This is a genomic window from Fusobacterium sp., assembly GCF_019012925.1.
Classification (GTDB): Bacteria; Fusobacteriota; Fusobacteriia; order Fusobacteriales; family Fusobacteriaceae; genus Fusobacterium_A.
The window spans coordinates 34,150-60,293 of the sequence record NZ_JAGIRL010000008.1 but is presented as its reverse complement, the minus strand read 5'-3'; the positions used below and the strand labels follow the sequence as shown (position 1 = coordinate 60,293).

The 26,144-nt window shown below is 30.1% G+C and carries 18 protein-coding genes; 5 read left to right on the top strand and 13 right to left on the bottom strand.

Annotation, left to right across the window (positions count from 1 at the left end):
* The first annotated feature begins 6 nt into the window (after positions 1 to 6).
* The 4 genes from QZ286_RS01525 (at position 7) to QZ286_RS01510 (ending at position 8,760) form a co-directional block, all read left to right on the top strand.
* A complete protein-coding gene (locus QZ286_RS01525; RefSeq protein ID WP_367243725.1) occupies positions 7 to 1,365 on the top strand; it encodes an MATE family efflux transporter in 1,359 nt (452 codons plus the stop codon).
* A gap of 11 nt (positions 1,366 to 1,376) precedes the next feature.
* A complete protein-coding gene (locus QZ286_RS01520; protein ID WP_291255211.1) occupies positions 1,377 to 3,995 on the top strand; it encodes a PD-(D/E)XK nuclease family protein in 2,619 nt (872 codons plus the stop codon).
* The gene (locus QZ286_RS01515) at positions 3,995 to 7,036 is read left to right on the top strand and encodes an exodeoxyribonuclease V subunit beta (protein ID WP_291255210.1); all 3,042 of its coding nucleotides are present in this window, start codon (positions 3,995 to 3,997) and stop codon (positions 7,034 to 7,036) included. Before QZ286_RS01520 ends, QZ286_RS01515 begins: the two co-directional genes overlap by 1 nt.
* Before the next feature lie 74 nt (positions 7,037 to 7,110).
* Positions 7,111 to 8,760 (top strand): AAA family ATPase, encoded by a 1,650-nt coding sequence (locus QZ286_RS01510; RefSeq protein WP_291255209.1) that lies wholly within the window; start codon positions 7,111 to 7,113, stop codon positions 8,758 to 8,760.
* A gap of 50 nt (positions 8,761 to 8,810) precedes the next feature.
* Here QZ286_RS01510 and QZ286_RS01505 read toward each other — a convergent pair whose 3' ends face one another.
* The 3 genes from QZ286_RS01505 to ptsG form a co-directional block, all read right to left on the bottom strand.
* Positions 8,811 to 11,510 carry an autotransporter outer membrane beta-barrel domain-containing protein gene (locus QZ286_RS01505; RefSeq protein ID WP_291255208.1) on the bottom strand — a complete coding sequence of 900 codons (2,700 nt, stop codon included), beginning with the start codon at positions 11,508 to 11,510 and terminating at the stop codon, positions 8,811 to 8,813.
* A 383-nt stretch (positions 11,511 to 11,893) separates the two neighbouring features.
* The gene (locus tag QZ286_RS01500; protein ID WP_291255207.1) at positions 11,894 to 13,714 is read right to left on the bottom strand and encodes a DUF2207 domain-containing protein; all 1,821 of its coding nucleotides are present in this window, start codon (positions 13,712 to 13,714) and stop codon (positions 11,894 to 11,896) included.
* A gap of 281 nt (positions 13,715 to 13,995) precedes the next feature.
* The gene (gene ptsG / locus QZ286_RS01495) at positions 13,996 to 15,483 is read right to left on the bottom strand and encodes a glucose-specific PTS transporter subunit IIBC (RefSeq protein WP_291255206.1); all 1,488 of its coding nucleotides are present in this window, start codon (positions 15,481 to 15,483) and stop codon (positions 13,996 to 13,998) included.
* Positions 15,484 to 15,652: 169 nt separating this feature from the next.
* Here ptsG and QZ286_RS01490 point away from each other — a divergent pair, with 169 nt between their 5' ends.
* The gene (locus QZ286_RS01490) at positions 15,653 to 16,786 is read left to right on the top strand and encodes a helix-turn-helix domain-containing protein (protein ID WP_291255205.1); all 1,134 of its coding nucleotides are present in this window, start codon (positions 15,653 to 15,655) and stop codon (positions 16,784 to 16,786) included.
* An 81-nt stretch (positions 16,787 to 16,867) separates the two neighbouring features.
* Here the strand turns inward: QZ286_RS01490 and QZ286_RS01485 are convergent, their stop codons facing one another.
* The 10 genes from QZ286_RS01485 to QZ286_RS01440 all read right to left on the bottom strand — a co-directional run bounded on the left by QZ286_RS01485 (position 16,868) and on the right by QZ286_RS01440 (position 26,132).
* Positions 16,868 to 17,488 carry an HNH endonuclease gene (locus QZ286_RS01485; RefSeq protein ID WP_291255204.1) on the bottom strand — a complete coding sequence of 207 codons (621 nt, stop codon included), beginning with the start codon at positions 17,486 to 17,488 and terminating at the stop codon, positions 16,868 to 16,870.
* 2 nt (positions 17,489 to 17,490) lie between these two features.
* Positions 17,491 to 18,786 carry an AAA family ATPase gene (locus tag QZ286_RS01480; RefSeq protein WP_291255203.1) on the bottom strand — a complete coding sequence of 432 codons (1,296 nt, stop codon included), beginning with the start codon at positions 18,784 to 18,786 and terminating at the stop codon, positions 17,491 to 17,493.
* 136 nt (positions 18,787 to 18,922) lie between these two features.
* Entirely contained in the window at positions 18,923 to 19,114 is a 192-nt protein-coding gene (locus tag QZ286_RS01475; protein ID WP_291255202.1) for a DUF4250 domain-containing protein, read from the bottom strand.
* Positions 19,104 to 20,723 (bottom strand): BatD family protein, encoded by a 1,620-nt coding sequence (locus QZ286_RS01470; RefSeq protein WP_291255201.1) that lies wholly within the window; start codon positions 20,721 to 20,723, stop codon positions 19,104 to 19,106. Before QZ286_RS01470 ends, QZ286_RS01475 begins: the two co-directional genes overlap by 11 nt.
* Positions 20,724 to 20,736: 13 nt before the next feature.
* Positions 20,737 to 21,696 (bottom strand): hypothetical protein, encoded by a 960-nt coding sequence (locus QZ286_RS01465; RefSeq protein WP_291255200.1) that lies wholly within the window; start codon positions 21,694 to 21,696, stop codon positions 20,737 to 20,739.
* The gene (locus QZ286_RS01460; protein ID WP_291255199.1) at positions 21,686 to 22,579 is read right to left on the bottom strand and encodes a VWA domain-containing protein; all 894 of its coding nucleotides are present in this window, start codon (positions 22,577 to 22,579) and stop codon (positions 21,686 to 21,688) included. Before QZ286_RS01460 ends, QZ286_RS01465 begins: the two co-directional genes overlap by 11 nt.
* A gap of 89 nt (positions 22,580 to 22,668) precedes the next feature.
* Complete coding sequence (locus QZ286_RS01455) at positions 22,669 to 23,628, bottom strand: VWA domain-containing protein (RefSeq protein ID WP_291255198.1); 960 nt, start codon at positions 23,626 to 23,628, stop codon at positions 22,669 to 22,671.
* Complete coding sequence (locus QZ286_RS01450; protein ID WP_291255197.1) at positions 23,621 to 24,334, bottom strand: hypothetical protein; 714 nt, start codon at positions 24,332 to 24,334, stop codon at positions 23,621 to 23,623. The genes QZ286_RS01455 and QZ286_RS01450 overlap by 8 nt, the downstream gene beginning before the upstream one ends.
* Before the next feature lies 1 nt (position 24,335).
* Positions 24,336 to 25,142: a DUF58 domain-containing protein gene (locus tag QZ286_RS01445; RefSeq protein WP_291255196.1), complete on the bottom strand. Its 807-nt coding sequence runs from the start codon at positions 25,140 to 25,142 to the stop codon at positions 24,336 to 24,338.
* Between the two features lie 9 nt (positions 25,143 to 25,151).
* Positions 25,152 to 26,132, bottom strand: a complete 981-nt coding sequence (locus tag QZ286_RS01440) for a MoxR family ATPase (protein ID WP_291255224.1) — start codon at positions 26,130 to 26,132, stop codon at positions 25,152 to 25,154.
* Positions 26,133 to 26,144 lie beyond the last annotated feature (12 nt).

Below are 26,144 nucleotides of genomic sequence, written 5' to 3'. Positions count from 1 at the left end.
GGAGAGATGATTAAAATGGATTTAAGAAGAGAGTGGAGGAGAAACAAAAAAGTTTTTCTAGCGATTATGACAATAGCTTTACCAGCTATTACGGATCTTTTTGCACAGACTTTATTAGGATTTTTTGATATGCTTATGGTTGGAAGGCTTGGAGCTGAAGCAATAAGTTCAGTAGGAGTAGGAAATGCCCCTATCAATGCTGTCCTCCCCATATTCTTTGCTGTAAGTATTGGAACAACAGCTCTGGTGAGTAGGGCTTATGGTTCTAATAATAAAAAAGAGGGAAAGAATGCTATGGCTCAAAGTTTAATACTTTCTCTTCCTATCTCTTTGGGGATAACTTTGCTTTTATTTATATTTAAGGATAAGACTTTACAATTGGTGGGAAGAGCTAACGATATGAACCTACAGATGACAGGTGAATACTATGCAACTGTACTTTTAGGGATGCCGTTTCTATGTTTTAACGTAGTTTTCTTCGCAGCCTATAGATCTATATCGAAAGCGAATATGCCTATGATAGCCAATATCTTGAGTATATTCTCAAATATTCTGTTTAACTATCTATTTATATTCGTCTTTGGTTGGGGAGTAATGGGAGCAGGAATAGCTACTACTCTATCACGTGGAATGATAACTTGTATATTTATATATACTACATTCTTTACAAAGAGATTCTGGGTATCAATACCATTAAGAAAATTAAAGCTATTTGATAAGAATATGTCAGGAAGAATCTTAAAAGTTGGAATACCAGCTGCAGTAGAACAGGGGGTATTCAGAATAGGTATGTTAATATTTGAGATGATGGTAATCTCATTGGGAACTATGGCATATACTTCCCATAAGATAGCACTTACAGCTGAATCATTTTCATTTAATATGGGATTTGGATTTTCAGTGGCTGGAACAGCCTTAGTGGGACAACAGTTGGGAAAGGGATCAGCTAAAAATGCTCATAGAGATGCAATGGCAACAACAGCTCTAGCTATCTTTATGATGTCCCTTTTTGGTTTGACATTCTTTATTATTCCAGGAACAATAATACATATGTTTACAGATGAACCAGAGATAAAAGAGATGGCAACAGTGGCTTTGAGATTGGTTTCTATATGTCAACCATTCCAAGCTGTATCAATGGTTTTAAGTGGGTGTTTGAGAGGAGCTGGAGATACAAAGGCTGTATTGTGGATAACAGCAATAGGAATGTATATAATAAGAATACCACTTACATATTTTTTCCTATACAAGATGGATACAGGATTATCAGGGGCTTGGATAGTTATGACAATAGACTTGGCGTTTAGAAGTATAGCTTGTTATAGAGTATTTAAAAAAGGAAGATGGAGCTATGTAAGTGTATAGAGGAGGAAGAAATGGGAGTAAATTTTAGATATATAGATTATGGAGTAAAATTTTCAGGACTTTACTCAGATAGAGAGGCTCAAGCTGAAAAAAATCTCTATGTTTTTTTAGATAATAGAATGAAGGAGATATTTTTTAAAAGAGTTTCCAGTAGATTTTTAGAACCAACTCCTACACTTCTTACTATGGAAGAGTTTAAAGATAGAATTTTTTATACAGATAGAATTATTTTAAAAGAGGCTAAGAGAATCTTAGCCTTTTTCAAATGTATACCACAGAGTATAAAAGATGAGTTGGGAATAGGTAACTATTATGACATAATAGATTTAGCAAACAATTTTTTTGCTTACTATAGAGAGCTTTTAATAAATGGTGTCATAAAATTAGAGGAGTGTTCAAAGTGGCAGGAGAGATATTTAACTAATTTTGAAACTATAAAAGAGGCTTTTGATGAGATGTGTAGAGAATACAACTACCTGCCAAGTGATTGGTTAGAGAGCTATGAAAACTATAGTAATAACTGGATTAAGGATTTTACAAAGATAGTATTTGTAGATATAGTTGAATTTCCTAAGGTGTATAGAGATATAATAATGAAGTTAGGGGAGAGTGTAGATGTAGAGATAGCTCTACAAATGAGAAAAGGGGATTTTGATGAAGAGAACTTGAGATTGAAAAAGGTTAAAGTCCCTGAAAAAATAAAGGATATAAGGGTTTACACTTTGAAAAGTGACTTGGAAGAGGCACTGCTACTTATTCATCTTAAAAATCAAAAAAAAGGTGAGATATACTCTCCAGTTCCTGAAAAGAATAGTTATTCAGAGATATTTCCACACTATTTTGCTCCTTCGCAAAAATTTACAATGAACGATACCAAACTGTATAAGTTTTTAAATATACAGTTGGATCTATTGAATAGCCAAGAGGAGAGATTGGGGAAAACTTATTTTTTGTTTCAAATGCTATCTGCCTTTGAGAATAGGATATTTAAAGAGTATTATGGAATCTCAGAGGAGGATTTTAAGAGTTTAAATAGTTGTGCCATTGAAGGATATAAATATATATCTAGAAAAATTCTTCAAGATAGTTGGTTTGAGAAGAATTTCTCAATAGATTTAATTGAAAAGTTAAATAGAGTAATTTTTGATCTGGAGAGTATAACAGATATAAGCAATACAAATGAACTGTATTCATATATAAAAGAACAGATTAAATTGGAGAGATTTATAGAGGAAAATTTAGATAATGAAGATATTTTTGATAAATTCTTTGAGATATTTGGAATTATAAAGAGTAATGAGGTAATGAAGATACATAAGAGTTTTGATGAGTATTTTGGAAGTAAGATAGGAGTATCTCTATATAGATTGTTAATTCAATATATGAAAGATTTGGCAGTAAAAAGCAATCTTAAATATAGTCAAGATATAGGAATAGTAAAACCTCTAGATTTTGTAAGATATAGCGAGGAGATAAATGAGGTAAACTACTTTATAGATATAACAGATGATAATTTACCAAAAAGAACTGGAGATAATCTGATACTTACAGAAAAACAGAGAAAAAAAATGGGTATTATGACAAAAGAGGAGAGAAGAGAAGAGGATAGATATAGATTTATTCAAGCTATTTTTAATGGAAAAGATGCTATAGTTTTAACTAAAAAAGATGAGACACAGGGGATAGATATATCGCCATTTTTAGAGGAGATAATCTTGAAAAATAAAATACCATTGGAGGACTCACCAATAAAAGATGGTGGAATAGTAGAGATGTTAAACAACTCATTTATTGGAGAGGAACTAGGCTATGATAGAAGTGTGATTGAAGCTTTTCCAAAGGAGATAGAGGATTTTAGAGATGGAAAGTTGGAGATAGGTGCTTATGACTATGGAAATCTAGTTGATTGCCCACTTAGATTCTATTTTATGAATATTGAGAGATTAAGCTATAATACAAAATATGAGGACAAGGATATAAATACAAGAATATTGGGAATAATTGTCCATAAAGTCTTAGAGGAGTTTGTCAATTCAATATGGAAGAGAGTATTACAAGAGGGAGTAGTAGAGGTTAGATATGAGGAGATATTAGAGAGAATGCAAGGGGCTTTCAAAGCTGAGAGAGCTAAAATTCCGTTACATATGGATAACTATTGTGAATATATAATGATACCTCTCATCTCTAAAAATATAGTTGACTTTTTTAGAGATTTAAGAAGTAACTATGAAGGGATCTCTATTAGAAGATTTCAAAGTGAGAAAAGTTCATATGAAAAAGAGCCGTTCTACTCTGGAGATATAGATGTATATTTGAGAGGAAGAGCAGACCTTGTCATAGAGAGTGAATTAGGGAATGAGATAATTGACTATAAGACAGGATCAAAGAAAGATGGACAGTTAGATTACTATACTATAATCTTGTATGGAGAGTCGGGACAGGCTAAGAAATTGGTATTCAATGCTTGGTCAGGAAAGATTGAGAGAGAGGATAAGGTAATACTCACTAGAGAGAGATTGGAAGAGGAGATTGAAAGCTTTGTGAAGGCCAGTGAATATATGAGGGCTGAAAAGCAATCTACTTGTCAAATGTGTGAGTACTATAATATTTGTGGAAGAGGTAGAGAGTAATGGGAAAAAAATTGATATTAAAGGCCAGTGCTGGAACAGGAAAAACTTATAGATTATCTCTTGAATATATAGTTTCTTTAGTACAAGGAATAGATTTTAAGGATATTTTAGTAATGACATTTACTAAAAAAGCAACAGCAGAGATTAAAGATAGAATCTTGATATTTTTAAAAGATATATGTGAAAATTCAGAGAAGAGAGAGGATATTGAAAAAAATATAAGAAAAATATATGGGGAAGAGTTTTCTTTTGATATTGAAAAGTTGGAAAAGATCTATAAAAATATAGTTGAAAATAAGGATAAATTAAAAATCTATACAATAGACTCATTTACCAATACGGTGTTTAAAAAGGCTATAGCACCATTTTTAAAGATCTACTCATATGAGATAATAGATGAGGAAGAGAATAGAAAAGTGCTGGTAAAAACCTTTGAAAAGATTTTTGAAAATAGGGAGGATTTTAACCTTTTTAAGAGCTTTTTAGAGGATAATAGTGAGAAGAATATGGATATCTATGTAGATCTCATTGGAAAGATAATAAATCAGAGATGGAAACTCATATTGATAGGAGATAAGATTCAGGAGAAGAGTGAATTTGAGTATGGAGATACCAATGGTTTACTAGGGAAGATGGAAGAGATACTTTTGGAAGTAGCTGAGATAAAGGGGAAAGCATTTCAAGATTTGATAAAGAAAGATTGCCAAAAATATTTTACTGCGAAGGATAGAGAGGAGTATCTAAAAAGCAATTACTCTGCATTTTTGAAGGATAAATTTTGGAATGGAACAAAGGTCAGAGCTAAAAAAGGGGATATAGATTCACATATTGCAGATTTGAACTATCTTTATGATGAGTTTAAAGGAGAATTGGGAAAAGCTATGTATAATAACTTGGTAATTCCATATGAGAGTAAACTTTTAAGGGTAGTTGAAAAAATCTACTCTATCTATGATGAGATAAAATTTAGAGAGAAGAGATTTACACATACAGATATTAGTAGCTATACATTTAAGTATCTAGAGGAGAGAGAGCTTGGATTTTTAGATGAAGATGGACTGACTGATGAATTTTTTGAAGTTATTGATGGAAAGTTAAAGAGCATATTTATAGATGAGTTTCAAGATACAAGTATTTTACAGTGGAGAATATTGAAAAATATTTTGGCTAAAAGTGAGAATATAATCTGTGTTGGAGATGAAAAACAGAGTATCTATGGTTGGAGAGGTGGAGAGAAAAGATTGTTTGAAAATCTGGCTCAGATCATAGATGGAGAAGAGGAGGAGTTGGACACTTGCTTTAGAAGTAGGGAGAATATTGTAAAATATACAAATACAGTATTTAGAGAGATAGCTAAGAGTAGTGAAGAGAGTGAGAGTTGGGAGTTTTCAGAGGTAAACTATAGAGATAGTGATAAAAAAGGTTATGTAAAACTCATCACTCCTGAAGATGAGAGAGAGTCTATTGAAATAATGATAGATGAGATAGAGGAGAAGTTTCACGACAATTATGCAGGGATTGGGATATTAGCTAGAACTAAGAAAACTCTGGAGAAAATAGCTTTTTATCTGGGAGAGAGAGGGATAGCATATACATTGGATTCCAATGCAAGTATAGTGGACAGTAAGGGGATAAATGGAGTATATCACCTAATCTCTTGGTTGGTAAAAAAAGATTTTCTATCACTTTTGGATTTTCTTAGATCAGATCTAATAAATATATCAGCTCCAACTCTAAAGGAGATAATAAAGAGAAGAGAGAGTATAGAGGAGTACCTATATAGTGAAAATGATGATGATACACTTGAGATAGAGAGTGATATATTTACCTCGTTAAAAGAAATGTATGATTTAAATAAAAAGTATGATGGAGAGACAGAATACTTAACTTATGAGATGTTAAAGAGTGTAGGTGTGGGAAATAGATTTCAAAATGAAGAGGATACTCTAAATATTTTTGGATTCTATAAGCTTTTGAAAGAGTATAAATACTTTGATGATTTTTTAATAGAGTATGAGGAAAATACACAAAAAGATAAGTTTAAAAAGATCTCAACAGGAAATGGGAATAGTGTATCTCTGATGACTATACATAAATCTAAGGGCTTGGAATTTGATACACTGTTCTACTTCATACCTAGTAGTTCAGGAAAAAATGCAGATAAAGGAATGGAGTTTTATCTTGAGATGAATGATACATACTCAGAGGTAAAATCATACCTTTTGACAAACCATAAATTTAATAATATATTAAAAAGTATAGAGGGTGTAGATTATCTAAAGGATAGGGAGATTAAACAGGAGCATGAGGAGATAAATAACCTGTATGTTGCATTGACTAGACCTAAAAATAATATCTATGTAGTTGTGGAAAACAGTGAAAAAGTACCTTATGATATATTATTGAGAAATATGGATACAGGAGAATTGATAGTGGAGAATAGAGAGGAGATAAGTGGTGAAAAGGGTGTTGAATTTACTTTGGATCTCTCTACTCCAAAGGTACTGTATAAAGAGGAGTTAGAGGAAAATCAGAGACTGGGATTAGATAAGATATACTCTCACTCATTGCAGATAGAGGGAAAAAGGTTGAGAGGTATAGTCGTACACTACTTCCTTGAGAATATTCTCTATTGGAATGAAACTGAGATTGAACTAGCTAAGAAATTAACTTTTTCAAAATATGCCTCTCTCCTTGGAGAGAAAACAATCAAAGAGATACTATCTGAAAATAATATAGAGTATATATATAGAAGATGTAAAAATATATTTGAAAATGATTGGGATTATGTGTATAGAGAGTATCCAATCTATTATAAGGTGGGAGAAGAGAGTAAGAACTATAGAATAGATAGATTGATGATAAAACTCCCTAGTGAAGAGAGCAAGGGAAAGATACTCATAGCTGACTATAAGACAGGAAAATTTGATGAGGAGCAGTTAGAGAACTATACAAAAGTTATAGTTGAAAAGTTGGTTAAAATGGGTAAGGATATTGATAGATTTGAAGTGGAAAATGAGTATATAGAGTTAGATGTATAAATAGATCTGTTTTACTTATAATTTTTTTTGAAAGATGGTATAATATAGTAAAGGCTAGGAAAAGAGGTGAGAGTATGTTGAGAAAAAAAGGGATTGGAATAGGGATTGATGATTTTAAAAGTGTAATTAAAGATAATTGTTATTTTATTGATAAAACTAAGTTAATTGAAGAGATATTACTAGATGGAGCTAAGATAAAGCTTTTTTGTCGACCAAGAAGATTTGGAAAGACTCTAAATATGTCAATGATGAAGTATTTCTTTGATATAAGAGAAAAAAATGAAAATAGCTCATTATTTAATGGTTTGTATATAGAAAATTCCACTTTAAAAGAAGAACAAGGAAAATATCCCGTAATATTTATCACTCTTAAAAGTTTGACAACATCTTCTTGGGAAAGTTTTCTAGAAGAGTTTAAAATTAAGATTTTTGAACTTTATGATAATTTTAAAGATATTATAGAACAGTTAGAAGATGATGATGAAAATAGAAGATTTTTTTATAAGTTTATGTCAAGAGATGTCAATGAAGCTGAACTTAAGAACTCTTTAAAATTTCTATTAAAATTATTATATAAAAAATATCACGAGAAAGTAATTTTATTGATAGATGAGTATGATACTCCAATTCTGACTGCTTATGAAAATGGTTATTATGATATGGCAGTGAAATTTTTCAAAGGATTTTATGGAGATGCTTTGAAAACTAATGAATATTTGCAAATGGGAGTATTAACAGGAGTAATTAGAGTAGCACAGGCTGGAATATTTTCAGATTTAAATAATTTTTATTCAAATACAATATTAGAAAAAGAGTATAGTCAATATTTTGGATTATTAGAAAGTGAAGTGGAAGATGTTCTAAAATATTATGGAATAGACTATAAACTTAGTGAAGTAAAAGAGTGGTATAATGGGTATACTTTTGGAAAAACACAAGTATATAACCCGTGGAGTATATTACATTTTATTAGAACTAGGGAATTGAAGCCGTTTTGGGTAAATACATCATCAAATTACTTGATAAGAGAAGTATTGAAAAATAGTGAACAAGATATTTTTAAAAACTTAGAAAAACTTTTTAATAAAGAGGAATTGGTAACAAGAGTAGATAGCAACGTAGAAGTTCACACACATTTAGCAGAAAATGAGATATACTCTTTGATGCTATTTTCAGGCTATTTAACACTGGGAGAAAGTATAACAACAGATATATATAGTGTTAGAATTCCAAATAAAGAGATAATGAGCTTTTTTTATAACACCTTCATAAATATAGTTTTTAGTAGAGTTTCTATAATTGATAATGTTAAGGTTGCTCTTATTACTAAAAATTTAAAATTGCTAGAAGATTCAATAGAGAAATTGGTTTTAGAAAATTTGAGTTCATTTGATGTGATACAAAAAGAAAATTCATATCACATGTTTTTATTAGGATTTTTAACAGCAATGAAAACAGATTATGAACCTCATTCAAATATAGAAAGTGGTTATGGAAGAGCAGATATAATATTAGAACCTCTTAATAAAGATAGAACAGGTTATGTTTTAGAAATTAAATTAGCAAGTGATGAAAATGAGTTGGGTAAGAAAGCTGAAAAGGGAGTAAAACAGATAGAAATAAAAAAGTATACTCAATTTTTAGAGAGTAAAGGAATTAAGGATATTGTTAAGATAGGAATAGCATTTAAAGGTAAAAAAGTTGAATTTAGATATATGAGTTAAAAATAACCTCCCCTGAAATCAGGGGAGGTTAATATTATATATTGAATTGATTAGAATCTATATCCAGCACCAACGTTTACACCATATGATTTCATATCTTCTGAACCAAACTCATAAGTAAATCCTCCATTATAGAAGAATCCATTTTCATTTGCAACTTCTGCACCTAAGTTAAATTTAAGTACGTTTTCAGATAATTCTCCACCGTGTACTCCAAATTGGTTACTAGCTGTATTAGCTCCAAAGAATTGTCCTTTGAACTCTTTGTCAGTATCTCCAAATGTTTTAACAAAAGCAGTACCGAATTTAACATCTACTTTAGATTTTTCAAGTTGAACAGTTTTTACTAAGTCTGCTCCTAATTCAGTATCAAATGTTGTTACATCTGTATCAGTTAATCCGAAGTATGAATCTTTAGCAGAATCTTGTTTTAAGTGAGTATATCCTAATTTTACTTTAGGTTGAATTGATAATCCATCTCCTAAATCTCCTAAGTATTTAGCTTGAACATATCCACTTAAAGCTTTTGTATCATACTTATCTTTTCCTACTACATTAGCAGCTGTATTAGTTGCATCATATTTACCTAATTGGTATCCTAATCCAGCAGTAAGATCATAGTTTCCTAATGATTTTACTCCATAGAATCCTAAGTAGAATAGGTCTCCATCAGCTTTTCCACCTGTTACATCTAAATCTTGTTTAGAACCAGCAAATACTAAACCAGTTTTTGTAGTGTCATTTACTCCATACTCTAAAGAAGCTAATAATCCAGAAGTTTCGTTCTCAACATCATATTTTCCAACTATTCCATCTCTCTTATACTCATCTTTATTGTAGATTGCTCTACCTTCAGCAGTAAATTCTCCAGCTTTTACATTGTTAGATAATGAAAGTATAGTTCCTTCATTTAATTTTAAGTTGTCATAAGCTGCTCTAATAGTTTCAGCATAGATAGATCCAGAGTATATTTTATCCATTTGTCCTTCTCTTTCTGATGTAACTTGAGAGAAGTTTCCATTTATCATTTGAGCTTCGTTGTTAACTACGTTTAACCTAGCATCAGCAAATAGAGATTTATTGTATCTTATAAATAAAGTTCCAGTTTCCCTATTTAAAACTGTATTATATACTTGGTCAGTTACATTTTCATATTTAGCCTCTGTTAAATTATGGTCTGTTCCACCAAATAGGTCAATATCTTCATCTTTTGTAATAGAGCTTAAATCGAAATCTATTTTTCCTTTGATTGTTACTATCGCATTTGGATCAGAATTAACAAGAGCGTTTTCTAAATCTTTTCCTATTTGAAAAATAGTTACTCCAGTAGTATTAGTTAATGTTGTTTCTTTTGTAAATGATGAATTTGAAGAAAGAGTTAATTTATCAGAACCAACTGCTTTACCATCTGTTCCTACAGTTATATTTTTAACTCCTATATTTCCATTAATATATGTATTGCCAAATACATTTAATTTATTTTCCTTCTCATCACTTGATATTCCACCATTAAAGTTAACATCTTTTAAATTTAATGTAGAACCAGCTATTAGTTCTACAGCTGTTTTATCTATTTTTTGATTAACTGAACTTCCATTTAATTCTAAAGTTGAAGGAGTAAGCACTTCTTTTTTACCATTATCCCATTTTTCTTCTATTTTTCCAACTTTTAATTTTCCTACATCATCTATATTTATAGTTGTATTATTAACTTTAACATCTAATATATTTACATCACCAACAATATTTAAGGCATCTAAATTTATTGCTTCTTTATCTTTCCCGTCTATAGTTGTTGTATTCTTTAATCCTAGTGTAACAGATTTAGTTTTTTCCCCTTTTTTATTTATTTCAGGTGTTGTTAATGTTCCATCTAAATATGTACTGTTACTATTTTTAATTGCAACTCCATCTTTTCCTTTTATCATTCCTTTTATATTTTCTTTATTAACACCTACAAATAAAGACTCTTGAGCTACATCATTTCCATTTTTATCAGTTACTTCAATAGTTCCGTTGATATTAACAGTTGCTCCATTATTTTTTACAGCAATACTACTATTAGATAACTTTATAGTTCCTGTGTTAGTAACTTCTGCATTTCCAGAAACCTCAATTCCAACTCCTTGTTTAACCTCAATAATACCGCTACCACTATTAGTAAACTCAACTTTACCTTTACCTTTAGAATTTATGTATACAGCAGAAAGAGCTCCTCTTCCTTCAGAAGCACCTATTCTTTCCGCTATTAATTGACCGTTATTTGTAATTTTCAAAGTATTACCATCTTTTACTCTTACATCAGCATAAATTGGAGTTGCAGAACCACCATTTTTGACAGTTGTTTTAATAGTTCCATTATTCGTAATTGTAAGATTATTTAATTCTTTCCAATTATTTATATCATCACTACCATAACTTGGTTTTGAATCAATATATATTCCAACAGCATTACCATTAAAAGTTTCTGCAACTATATTTCCATTATTTTCAATTATATTATTTTCTAGTTGATTGTCAAAATCGTAATCAATTCCTGTAGCACCATTTTGTAGATTGATATTAACATTTTTATCTTTAGCTATTGTAATGTTATTTCCTTTAATAGTTTCTGTTTTATCTTCAGTTATGTCTACTCCAAAAGAAACACTCCCCATTATTAAGAATCCAACTACAGTTGCAGTTGTTACAGCTACTTTGTTTTTAAGCCAGTGTTTTAAGGCTTTTTCTGTGCTAATCAAATTATTCATTACTTATTCCTCCCTAAAAATTTTCCCGAATTTTATAATTTAAAAATAAAGATCAATTTATTATAAAAATCATTTTATAATAAACAAAAAAAGTTTAGTATAAAAATCGTTATAATGAAACTAAATAATCTCTTTATTAATGAATTACAGCTAAATTGTAGCATAACTTTACAAAAACTTCAAGAATTTTCGCTTTAATTAAACATAAATTTACAATATAAGATTAAGTTAAAAAGTTTATGGAATGATTTAATTGTAAAAGTTCTATTTTTAAAACAAAAAACAAATTATTTATGTTAACTTATTTATATAATAAAGATAATTAAAATTAGATATATAAACTATAAAAATTTTATAATAAAAGTTTAATAAAAGTTAGTTGATTAAAAAGCACCACCGCCACCACGGCTACCTCCCCCACCAGAAGAACCACCACTAAATCCTCCGCCACTTCCTCTTGAAGATGGTCTAGAGTTGGATAGAGCTCTTGTACTATGAATAACAGAATTAGAAATAGTTCTCTCTATATTTCTAAATCTAGAATTTCTACCATACATACCTATAAGAGGAATTCTGTTAAATCTTCTTCTATCAATATCATTATTTTCTACATATATTTCTGAATATCCCTTAGCCACCTCTTCAGCTACACCCAAGGCAATAGCATATGTAAAGTGTTGTTCCCAAATATATATAGGGGATAGCTTAGCTTCTTTAAAGTTTCTATAATCAATTAAGAATTTTTTATAGTCAAGCCACTCTGCTCTCAAATTTTCAGCTTCCAGTGTATATCTTCTTCCAGATGTAGAAAACATAATGAGGAAAAAAGAGATAAATGGAAAAGAGATAAATTTACCATCATTAAAATATGCAGATAAAAAGACACCAGTAGGTAGTCCTAAGACTGCTGTTAAAATGGCTAGGGCAATAGGAAGTTTATTTTTTTTCTCTCTTTTAAAGCCAACATTTTTAAGATCACTTACCACCATTGATTGCCATTTTTCATATTTCTGTCCAAAATTAATAGCACTTTTTCTATCTTTTATAACTCTTTCGATCTCTTCCATAGATATTTGAGAGCCATCACCAAGTTCATCAATATACCATTCAATTACAAACTTTTCATAATCTTTCAGATCTTTTAAGTCTAAGTTTTTCTTTCTAAGTATACTCTCTTCTCCCACTGATATCTCAAGATAATCTCTTCTAACTAAATCTATAACTGTAGCGAGAAGATGATTAGGAAGTATACCACCACAAGCAATTGCTCCACCAACTGCTGGAGAAAAATTATTAGGAGCTTCTTTAAAATACTCTCTATGTTCAATATTTACTTTATGTTTTCTTATGTTTTGTATATAATTAAAGAGCAGTATAAAAGCTATCCAAGCTAAGAAAATAGCAAAAATTAAAGCCCCAATCATATCTTTCATCTCTAAAATTTTTCTATGTAGATCAGCTCTATCAGCTAACTTATTTTCAAGCTTTAAAATCTTATCATATCCATCTTCATTTTTAATAATAGAGGGATCTATATTAGAGAGAATATCTCTAGGAAAGAGTACATTTGTTTCTACAAACTCTCCAGAATAGTAATTATGAAGGGTATATAGTATCTCTTTTCCATTTATTATATCAACATCTCCTATAAGTGGTCCATGTCCAAAAGCTTTTATCTTATTTGTTGGTACTTTTTCAGGAAGAGTAATCTTAACTTTAATATTATCTATATTAGATTTCCAACTTTTTCCCACCATTTTTCTATTGAATTGAGCAATATCATTGTATACAGTAACTCCTTGAGTGAGTGTGTAATTAAAGAGAAACCATTTATTTTGATTTCTCATAGGATAGTAGAGTTTTATCTTCATAAGTTCATCACTATTATTGAGTGTGTAAGTACCCTTATTGTGACTATTGCTGTTTTTAGCTGGATAAAACTCGCTATTCTGTTCATAGAATACCTGTAGATCTTTCAACTCTCCATATCCACTATAATCAATATTATAGAGAATTCCATTTATATTGTATGAATTGTACTCTACCAATTCAGTGATATTGACACTACCATCTCTATTTATCTTAGCTTCTATATTGAGATTAACAACACTATATTTTGGACTAGCTAAGGTATATAAAGACAATAGAGCAAAAGTAAATAAAATAGGCAGTAATTTGTTTAAATAAGTTTTAAATTTTCCCATATTTCTCTCCCTGATAATTATAGTATAAAATAAAAAATACTAATGATAAAAACTGTTTTATACTTCAAAAAACAATTAATACCATTAGCATCACCCTCTTATATAGCGTTTAAAATTTATTTCTATCAACCCACTATAAGTATACTACGTAAATAGAATTTTAACAATATTTTTTTGTTATTTTTTTATTTGAAAATAAAATTGAAAGGAGAGAAACTAAATGTTCTCTCCTCTATGATAAATACCCTATTTTTTAACCCATATGACCAAAACTTAGTATCTTAAATTCCAGTCATTTTTCTTAAATCGTTGCAGATAAATTGTGCTTTTGAACCAAATATAGCTTGAACTCCATGAGCTCCAACTTTTAAAACTCCAGATGCTCCTAATTTTTTAAGAGAATCATCAACTACAAGACTACTGTCTTTAACTTCAACTCTTAATCTTGTGATACAAGAATCTAGAGAGATTATATTTTCTTTTCCACCAAGTGCTTGTAAAACACCAACAGCTAAAGCATCACCTTCGATAGCTTCAGAACCTGCCTCTTCAGAAGTACTATCATCTCTTCCAGGAGTTTTAAGGTTGAATTTTCTTATAGCAAATCTGAATCCAAAGTAATAGATTACAGAGAAGAAAAGTCCAACAATGATAACCATATACCATCTTGTTTCAAATCCACTAGTTCCTGGTAAAACTCCAAATACGATATAGTCAATTAATCCTCCAGAGAATGTCATACCTATTCTAACATTGAATAGATTCATTAACATAAATGAGATACCTGCAAAGATACAGTGTATTCCATATAATATAGGTGCAACAAATAGGAATGAGAACTCTAATGGCTCAGTAATTCCTGTTAGGAAAGATGTTAGTGCAGCAGAGAATAGAATTCCTCCTACTAACTTTTTATTTTGAGGCTTAGCTTCGTGATACATAGCTAAAGCAGCAGCTGGTAATCCAAACATCATAAATACAAATTTACCTGTTAAGAATTTACCTGCACCTTGATAAGTTGCTGATGAGAATGAATGAACTCCATCTTTTAACATAGCAAACCATATAGTTTGGTCACCTTGTACCACTTGTCCAGCTTGAGTTGTATACTCTCCAAATTGATACCAGAAAGGTGCATAGAAGATGTGGTGTAATCCGAATGGGATTAGAGATCTCTCTATGATACCAAATATTAGAGTAGAGATGTTAGTATTAACATCATTAGCTAAGAAAGATAGTTTTGCTAATCCTATTTGAACAGGTTGCCAGATAGTAGGCATAGCTAATCCAACTAAGAAAGCTACAATAGCTGTCATAATAGGAACTAATCTCTTTCCAGCAAAGAATCCTAAGAAAGCTGGTAATTCAGTTTTATAGAATTTTTTATAACAGATAGCTGCAATGATACCAGCTATTAATCCACCAAAAACACCTGTTTGAAGAGTAGGAATACCTAAAACCATAGCATAAGATAGATCTCCATTAGCTACTCCAACAGCTGCATCTGTCATTATACCCATTGTAGTATTCATAATTAAAAGTGCTACTACTGCGGCTAAGGCTGCTATTCCATCTCCACCTACAAGACCGATAGCTGCTCCAATGGCAAATAGAAGAGGTAAGTTATTAAAAATTACCTGACCTGCTTGCTCCATAAGTGTAAAATGTAGTTTGTTTCCAAAAGCTAAAAATAATCCTGCTGCTGGTAATATAGCAACTGGAGTCATTAAAGCTTTACCAATTTTTTGAACTTCTGCAAAGACTTTCATAATAACCTCCATAATATTTGTAATAACAAATTAAATATATCTCATTTTTCTAAAAAAGTCAATATTTTTTTCAAAATAATTGAGCCTTTTTATTAAAGGAATTGATTTTTTTTAAAAAGTATTGTATTATTTTATTATAATAATTATTAGTATTAAGGAGAAAAGAGTAGTGAAAGATAATCAAGAATTAGAACTATTTCGTTTCAAAATAATTGAGCCTTTTTTAAAAAAGAAAAAGAAATTAAAAGAGATAGAGAATGAGGAGAATATATCCTATGCCACTCTAAAAAGATGGGTTAATGCCTATAAAAAAAATGGAATAATTGGTTTAGAGAAAAAAGCTAGAGAGGATAAAAACTCTTTTAGAAATATAGATGAGAGAGATTTAGATAGGATTAAAGAGGTGTGTAGAAGTTCTGACGAGACTAATATAACACTGTTGTACGATAAATGTAAAGAGATGTTTAATGAGAATTTTACAATAAGCTATGCCACATTTTATAGAATAGTTAACAATATAGATGAGTTTTTCAACAAGACAACGAATAAGTATTTAGAGCAGATAAAAAAGGAGAATCAATGTTACTTAGTTTTTGATATTCCTCTGTATATACTTGTTGACAGTTTATTTTCAAGTAAAAAGATCGTTCCGAGATTGTTGATAATGCTGGATACAGCATCCTTACAACCTGTTAATTTTGCTATTGATATGTATTCAGCAAACTTCTACTCACTATTGGGCTTTATAAGGGAGGGAATTTTAAAAGCTTCATTAAAAGGTGGAAAATTTATTCTGCCTAAGGAGATACTAGTAGCTTCAAAAAATATCAACAATAAAAAAATATTGAAAGAGATATACAATAGATTGGGTGTAAAGATAAGTGAACATTACACTGAAAATACAGAGGTACACAAGTTTATTGAGTTTATAAAAAAGGATATTGAGGAATTTTATAGAAAACACAATTATGAACTGTCATTTTTGGAGTTGGCAGAGTTTTTAAGTGTATATATATATTTGGAGAGAAAAGAGTATGCTTTCAGTATAAATTATAATACTATAAATAGATTGAAATATATAAGAGAGTTGGATATATTTTTACAACTTATTTCGAGAAAGGTAAATGATTCAAAGGTTAGGGTGAAAAATTTTCAATACATATCTTCTGATTTTAAGGAATTAAATGGAAAAGATGTATCAATAAAATTTTCACCAATCAATCCCAATGTTATCTATCTATTCCTACAAAATACATATTTAGGATTAGCTAATATCAGTACACTGTTTTTAAAAGAGGATTAAAATTAAAAATTATTTGTTAGCTTATATAAAAAAAACAGCTTTAAAAGGCTGTTTTTTTGTATAAAGTTTATTTAATAATGTCTATCTCATTCTTTTTTGAAGGTACCATAGTAGTATTCCAACATATGATTCTTTTATTTCTTCCTCTGAATATCGTGTATATATTCTTTTTATTATATCTCTTTTTAAGTGAGTTTTACTTTTACTAAGCTTTCTTTTTAATGAATTTAAGGCTTCTCTTCTAGCTTTTACTAATCCAAAACTGTCATTAAGATTTAATATGTTATCAAAATCTTCTTGATAATCTAAATTACTTGATTTTATCTCGCCATTACTTGTATAACCAATAGTTAAAATATCACTATTTACTTGAGGATTTATTTTTACTTCTCTATTCCCTTTTCTTGTATCACAAGTTTGTCTTTCAAAAGGCTCGCCTTCATTTCCCTTACAAACAGCAAGTAAATTATTATAATCTAATTCATTTTCCTCATTCCTTGCAATATAATGCTCTATTTTTACTTTTGAAGAATCATCTTCTAATTTTTTCATACAATAAGCACAAATATATCCTTGTTCTTTTAATAAAGAGGTTCTTAATTTATCTTTTACTTCTTTAGGTAGGTTGTTAAAGGAAGCATTTATAGTTTGCTTATATTCAACTAAAGATGAAGGGATACGATTTTTTTTAATTAGTATCATTGTTATACACCTATTTCTTCTAAATCTAGTGAGATTCGTGCATCTATAATATTAGTATCATTCTGTCCTAATATTTTTTCTAATTCATCTAATAATTTTTTAGCTTCATCTATTTCCCCTTCATCTAATAGATTATTAAATTTTTTCAGTTTCTCTACTATCTCTTGAGGTCTAACTTCGGTCCTCATTATTTGATGAACTATGCTCTCTATATCCCTTCCATAAGTCTTCTCTTCTAACTTATATATTTCTAAGTTATTTAGGATCAAGATATTTTCATTTGAGATATTTGATAATACACTAGGAGAGTGTGTTGTAAAAATAAATTGTATTTTAGGAAATGTCTTAGTCAATACCTTTATTATCTTACTTTGCCAACTTGGATGTAAATGCATATCAACTTCATCTATAAGAACTACTCCAGAAGTTTGTTGCAATATATTATCTAGTAATTGTGGATTTAATATAGCCATTCTATATGCAATATCAGCTATCATACTCATGGTACTTTTAATCCCATCACTAAGTATTCTAAGAGGGAGACTTTCTACTGTACCATTTTTTCTTTTAATACTAACCTCTAACTCTCCACTCTTTACCTTATAGTTAAAATTAGCCTTTTCTACACTCTCATCTATTATTTCATAAGTATTATTTAAAGCCTTTTTAACAACTTCAAGTTCTGGAATTTTTTCCCCTTCTTGTAATTCTAAATAGGTCATTTTTTCAAACCATCTTAACATCATTTTTTCATTAGAAGCAGAATCCAAGCAATCAATATAACCTTTTAAACGAGAAAAATTTTCTTGGCTTTTCTTACTACTTTTTTCTCTTTTTTGCATCCAAAGTCTACCAGTTCCATAATAAGCTATCAATGGTAAAATTACTTCTTTATTTCCTAATTTTACTTTTTCATATATATCTGCTGCATAGGTTAAAATTTCCTTTGCTCCTATATTAGTAGTTCTCCCATTTTCTTTATTTAGAGATCTAGTCCATTCCAATTTTTGACTATCTATCTTTCCAACAGCAGAAATTTTAACAGGAAATTGGTGTTCCCTTTCTATTCTACTTCCTAGTTCATACATTTTATAGTGAGAATCACTTTTACTAATTCCATGTATTCCCATTCCATCAAAATTTGAAATATAACCACCCAAAGCTACAGAGATTGCATCTAAAATAGTAGTTTTTCCTGCTCCGTTTATTCCGATTAAAACTGTATAGTCATCTTTCAATTCTAACTCTATATTTTCATAACAACGGAAATTTTGGATTTTAAGTTTCTCTATTTTCACGTCACACCCTCCATTATAGTTTATATTTCTTTTTTGTAATTATATAAAATTTCACTAATAGTTTAAACTATTTTTATCCTAAGTATATCATTTTCTTTTTTAAAAATAAAGTTTTTTATTTTAAAGCTTAAAAATATTAAATTTGAGTAAATTGGTTGGAGTCCTCGTTATATAAAACTCCTTTAGCTTTTAATCCCTCTAGTAGCTCCTCCATATCAATATCCTCATCTTCACATAGTTCACTCAAAGATGAGTATTTATCTCTCAATCTCATATTAAGCATACTGTAGGCTATATTTATGTCCATAGTTAGATATTTATTTTTCATTTTTTAACTCCCTTTTAATTCTTTTTAAAATCTCTTTTCTATCAATAGGTGTATTGTTATAATAAGCTTGTTCTAGCTCTCTATTGATCTCAATAAAATCAGGAGAGAACCCCAATTTTACAAGTCTATCCTCAAGATGCACCTTCGGGCTAAAGTTATATCTACTCTTCATAAAATCGCAATAGGCATTATAAAACTCCTTATCATCTTTGCATTTAGCAAGATTACCAAGATTTTCAGAGGAACTATTACCATTTTTTCTAAATAAAAGATAGATTATAGTAGCACCTTGAATTATAATAATAGCTATAAGTCCTATAATTAAATAATTATAATTTCCATGTTGAGAAACTTTTTTATTTCCAACACTATTAATAACTACATCTTCTATTTTATTTTCCACTTGGTTATTTATAGGTGTAGGTGAAGTGAAATTTTTTTCACTGTTGCTAGGAATAATATTTCCATTTTTATTTACTTTGATCTTTTTACTAGGAATAGTTAGGTATTTATAAGTTTTTGCAGTAGTATCAAAGTATGGAATTTTTATCTCTGGAGTGTCTATCTCTCCAACCTGTTTAGGAATAAGTGCCACTTCAAAAGTTTTTTCAGCATAGTAATTTCCATTGTTAATAGTTTCAAATTTATTTTTTAAACTTTCAAATACATTAAAATCTCTAAACTCTTTTGGAATAATTTTTTCCAATGAGTCTAAATTGGCATCTCCACTTATTTTAACAGTGAGAAGTATAGAATCACCAACATCTATATTGTCACTACTCCAAGTGTAATCAAGAGTAGGTTTTCCTACAATGTTTTGAAAGTTTGTAGGTTTATTTTGTGGAAGAGGAAGTATATTTATATTTAGTTGTTTCCCACCAAAATATTTAGGGGGAGTTGATTCCTCAAAGAAGAAATCTCTTCTACCTGTACTCTGTGTAACTGCCACCTGTCCAGAGCTGATTTTTTTCTCTCCAGATGAGTTAGCTTGTAAGATACCTCTATATGTGTTTATCTTCAACCCCTCTCTACCAGAAGAAGATCTGAAATAGCTCTGTTCATAATTTCCATTTAGAGCAATAGGGCTCATATCCTTTTCAGAAAAATCATTAAATTGAGGTTTCTTACTATATCCAATTGAGTTAATACTAACTGTTGTAAGAAAGTTTTCCTCATAGACAATCTTTTGACCAAAGTAGAATGAATCTCCACTTTTAATTGAGGGTTGAAAACTCATATCCCCATTTATACTCTCTTGCACCTCTTTTTGTACCTCAATATTCAAGGGATTAGACTCTGCCTTTCCTCCTGAAACACTTACTTTTAGAGGAAAACTTTTAATATCGTTGGACATCACTGTATAGATATCCATTTTCTCCTGTGTTTTCTTACCATTTATAATAGAAGTTTTTGAACTTGTACTCTTAGAAAGAATTTGTAAGTTTTCAACTCCTTCAATGTTATAATCTTTCTTATCTTCGTTTAAAAAGATGACTCTTATATTAAAAGGTTCGTTTATTGCTGGTTTAGTGTTGGAACTTTCAAGAATCACCTCTGAAAAAGATAGGAAAGGTAACATAAGAAAAAGATAGATAATTAATTTTTTCATCTGTTCATCTCCTTTACCATCTATTAGAAGGATTGTTATTGTTTATGTTCATCATTCTTTCATTGTTTTTAAAAGATTGTTTCTCATTTCCCTCTAATCTTTTTAGTATAGCTTTTATCTCCTGTTCTTTAATCTCTTTTTCACTCATCTCACCCTCTGTTTGACCACTATTTCCATTTGAGTTATCCTTTTGCTCTTGAGGATCTTTAGAATCATCTTTTTCAGGTTGAGAGTTTTGTTTTTTATTCTCATTATCATTTTGGTTATCAGAATTACTATTCTTTTGAGAATCCTGTTTCTGTTCACTGTTTTTATTCTCTTTCTCATCTTGCTTTTGTTGATTTTGAGATTGATTTTCTGTATTGTTATTTTGATCTCTGTTTTGCTCTTGCTTATTATTCTGATCTTGTTGTTGTTCTTTATTTTGTTCCTGTTTATTATTTTGCTTCTGTTGTTGATTTTTGTTTTGCTTTTGCTTATCTTGATTTTTCTCTTTATCTTTCTGATCTTTATTCTCTTTATTATCCTTGTTCTGCTCTTTTTTATCAGACTCTTTAATTTTTTGTAGTATTAATTCATAATTCTTTTTAATGTTGATATCATCACTCTTTTTCATACCTAATTTGTACTCAGCTAGAGCTTTTTCATAAAAAGACTTACTGTTTTGAGCATCTTGATCACCGAGATAGGCATATGAATTACCTTTCAAAAAGTTCTCATCAGCAGGAGCTTTAACAACCTCATCATATTTTTTTTCAAAATAGAATGATTTTAATATATTGCTATCCACTCTACTATTTTTCTCTATATCCAAGGATTTTTTATAGTTCTCTCTACCTAGATCAAATTCTTTAGCTAGAGTATTCTTATTTCCTTTTTTTATATAGTTATAGTTTTTTAAAGAGGGATAGTAGTTGAATAGGGCAATTATTGAGAGAATTAAAATCACTGTAGCTACAATCTTACTCCTCATCTTTTATCACCTCTCTAAGTAGATAACCTAAGAGTATGAGTAGAATACCTAAAAAAAGTGGATATTGAAAATACTTTTCATAGACTTTACTCTTCTCATTTCTCTGACTCTTTCTCTCTAAATTAGCACTATCTTGGACAAAATTTTTAGAATTATCTACGAGATTATTCACTTCATAGTATTTTCCGCCATTGTCATCTGCTATCTGCTGTAAAAAACTTGAATTAAGTTTACTGATAACAGCTGAACCTTTATCATCTTTAATAAATCCTCTCTTAGCTCCATTCACATAGTTTGGTATGACATTTCCAGCTTGAGTACCAATTCCAATAGAGTATACATTAATCTTGTTATTCTTAGCAAACTCCAAGGATTTTTTATCAAAATCTCCACCATCAGATAGAATAATTACAGTTTTATTCTCACTTCCTATCTCTGAAAAAGATTTTTCAGCAAGGGTTAAGGCTTGATATAGCTGTGTTCCACCACCGGAGATGAGGGAAGAGTCCAAGGCATTTATATAGTTTTCTGTTATGGAGTAATCATCAGTAAGTGGCATCTGTATATATGCACTATCTGAAAAGGGAATGAATCCAATTCTATCTCCTTTTAGAGATTGTATCAGATTTTTTAAAACTCTCTTACTAGCTTCCAATCTATTTGGGTAGACATCTTCTGTAAGCATTGATTTAGAAGTATCAATAAGAGCATATATATTCATTCCTTTTACCTCTATCTCTTTATCTGCAATCTCTTTTTGAGGAGATAATAGGGCAATGACTACCAACACAGCTCCAGAAACTATTAAAAATATCTTTAATGTAGAGATTCTTCTCTTTATTCTCAATTTTAAAAATCTTAAAATCTCAATCCGTTTTTTCATACCTGAAATCATAATCAAGAGGAGAAGAGAGGGAATTAATATATATACTAAGTTGTTTAAATTACCAAATTGCATTGTTTCACCTCTTTTTATGGAATTTTTATATATTTTTTATATTCAAAAAAAGCACCGATTACCAATAGAAATAGAGCTAATTTTAAGATGTTTTCATAAAGTTCTCTCTCTTCATAGTATGAACGACCATCTATTTTAGTTTTTTCCAATTTATCTATCTCATCAAAGATATTTTGAAATTCACTCTCATTACTTGCTCTAAAGTACTTACCATCAGTGTTATCAGCAATAGTTTTCAATAGATTTTCATCTAACTCTCTATTTTGAACTGTAGTATATCCAAAAGGAACACGTACTCTAATCTCTTTAGCACCAATTCCAATAGTGTAGACTTTAATTCCCAATTCTTTAGCTATCTTACTAGCACCAATAGGACTCATCTCTCCAGAGTTATTCTCTCCATCAGTCATTAGAATGACAACTTTAGATTTAGAAGCAGAGGATTTTAACCTATTTAGAGCTACTCCTAATCCCATTCCAATAGCAGTTCTATTGTTGCTTGTAATATCGTCAACTGTTATTTTAGAAACAGTGTCATTGACTATGCTGTGATCAAATGTAAGTGGTACTTTAGTATAGGCATCTCCACCAAAGATTACCAGAGAGATTCTATCATTCTCCCTCTTATTTATAAAGTCCACTAGAAGTTTTTTTGCCTTCTCCAATCTGTTGGGCTTAAAGTCATTTTGTAACATAGATTGTGATAGATCCAAAGCTATAACTATATCTATTCCATCTTTTTTTACTACTCTATTCTCAGATAGTAGCTGTGGACGAGCTAAGGCTATACACATTAGAATAAGTGAGGAAAGGATCAGAAATTTTCCAATCAAATACTTTTTGCTTTTTAATCTAAAAGATTTTAATGGCTTTATACCAGGAACGGCTATCCCTTTTACCTGACGTTTTCTAAAAAATAGAAATATGAGGATAGGGATAAGCAGTAAAAAATAGGGACTTGTAAATCTAAACATCTGTTGTATCCCTCCTTACTTTATTAAAAATTTCAAGAATTTGCTCTACAAATCTCTCCTTTAGATCTTCGTTGTTATTTGAGAACTTATAGTTATCTAGATTGTAGATAGTATCAATATCCTCTGGAGTAAGCATACCTACAATTGAGTAGATTCCATTGGTAAAGTGTGATTGATATTTACTATCAATATACTCTCTAATTCCCATACTTAAATCAAAATCCCAAGAGTCATCATTCAAGTTAGCCACTACATTTTCAAATTTAGCTTCAGGAGATATATAGCTCTCTTTTCTCCTGAATTTGAAATTTTTGAGTAGATAAAGAGTGGACAATATACCTGAAATTATAGCTAAAACAAATGTATAGGGAAATCTGCCAGAGTATAATTGAGTATCACTGTTATCACTAAGATGTGGATATATCTCCTTATCCTTCTCATCAAGAGAGGACTTTATCTCAAGGACAATTCTCTTATCTCCTAGAGTTACTGTACTCTTCCCTACCTCAAAACCTCTGATACTTAAAACATATCCATCTCTATCTTTCTCTATCTTTTCAAGTTCTAAGTTGGAATTTTTAAAACTTTCTACTATCTTTTCTTCAGGTATTCCACTTACCTGTAATTTAACTGTATCTCCTACATATATATCCTTTGCAAAAATTATAGAGGAGATAAAAATAAAAGTAAAAATAAGTTTTTTCATACTATCTCCTTCTTTTAAAATAATTAGTTAATTTAGCAACATAGTTTTCATCTGTATAGAGTGTCAGAATGTTCTTTGGTAGCTCCTCATCAAAAGACTCCTTTTTAGAGAGATTTTCAACTGTAATCTCCTCTCCACTTTCAGAGTCCATAAGTGTAAATATAGCACCTTGAGGTAGGGAATCAAATCTTCTATCTGCTACTCTAATTGGGATTAGATCATGTCTTTTGTTTACTAATTTCAAAGCTTTCTCATAATTTTCATCAATAAAATCACTTATTAAAAATACAACAGTTCTCTTTTTACAAAAATTATAAAAAGAGGTAAGAACCTTTGAAATATCTGTTCCCTTTCCCTTTGGGACAAGAGTTAGAAAGTTTTCAAGTATAACCAATCCCTGTTTTTTACCTTTTTTTAGAGGTATTATTTTTTCTACCTCATCACTAAAGAAGATAGCTCCGACCTTATCATTATTTTTGATAGCACTAAAAGCTAAGCTTCCGATTAATTGTGAGATCAAATCCTGCTTGGCTGGAAAATTGTTAGAAGGAGATATATCAATTAAAAGATATATATTGATCTCCCTCTCCTCTATAAACTCTTTCACATAGGTTTTTCTCTGTCTAGCACTAACTTTCCAATCTATTTTTTTTACATCATCACCTAGTGAATACCTTCTAATATCAGAAAACTCCATACCATTTCCCTTGAAGTAAGAACGGTAACTTCCAGAAAATATCTCACTAGCTATAATTGATGAAGCTATCTCTATTTTTTTTATTTTCTTTAATATATCCTCTTTTTTCATATAAAACTCCTAAGGAAGCTCCACTTGCTCCATTATATCTACTATAATATCTTCAATACTCTTTCCATCTGCTTCAGCTTCATAGTTTAAGATTATTCTATGACGTAATACATCAAATATAACTTTTTTTATATCAGTTGGAGTAACATACTCTCTCCCCTCTAAGAATGCACTTGCTTTTGCAGATACTACAAGGGCGATAGAGGCTCTTGGGGAAGCTCCACACTCAATATACTCATTACTCTCTCTTGTTTTAAAGATGATATTAAGAATATAGTCCATAAGTTTATCATCTATATGTATGTGTTTTATTATCTTTTTCAGATTTTCAATCTTCTCCTTATTCAATATTGTATTTATCTCAATATGTTCAAAGTCATTTGGTGATGTAAGAAGTCTTAACATCTCTCTCTCTTCATCTCTATTTGGATATTCAATCTTTACCTTCATCAAAAATCTATCCTGTTGTGCCTCTGGAAGTGGGTATGTTCCATCTTGCTCAATAGGGTTTTGTGTGGCAAGTACAATGAAAGGAGATTCCAATTTAAATGTTTCATGGGCAATTGTTATCTGTTTCTCCTGCATAGCTTCTAAAAGAGCTGATTGTACCTTAGCTGGAGCTCTGTTGATCTCATCTGCCAAGACAATATTGGCAAATAATGGACCTTTTTTAATATAGAACTCCCCAGTTTTTTCATTATATATCTCAGTACCAATTATATCACTTGGTAGTAGATCGGGAGTAAACTGTATTCTTGAAAACTTTAATCCCAAAGTTTGAGCTAGGGTATTTACAGTTAAAGACTTGGCAAGTCCAGGTAATCCTTCAAGTAAGATGTGGTTACCAGTAAGTATTCCGATCAATATCTTATTGATCATATCCTCTTGACCTACAATTTTCTTTTGAATCTCATTTTTCACAAGCAATATGCTTTCTCTCTCTTTTATAATAGTTTCTTTTAAGTTATCCATAAAAGTGATCCTCCTAATTAGTTTTTTTAC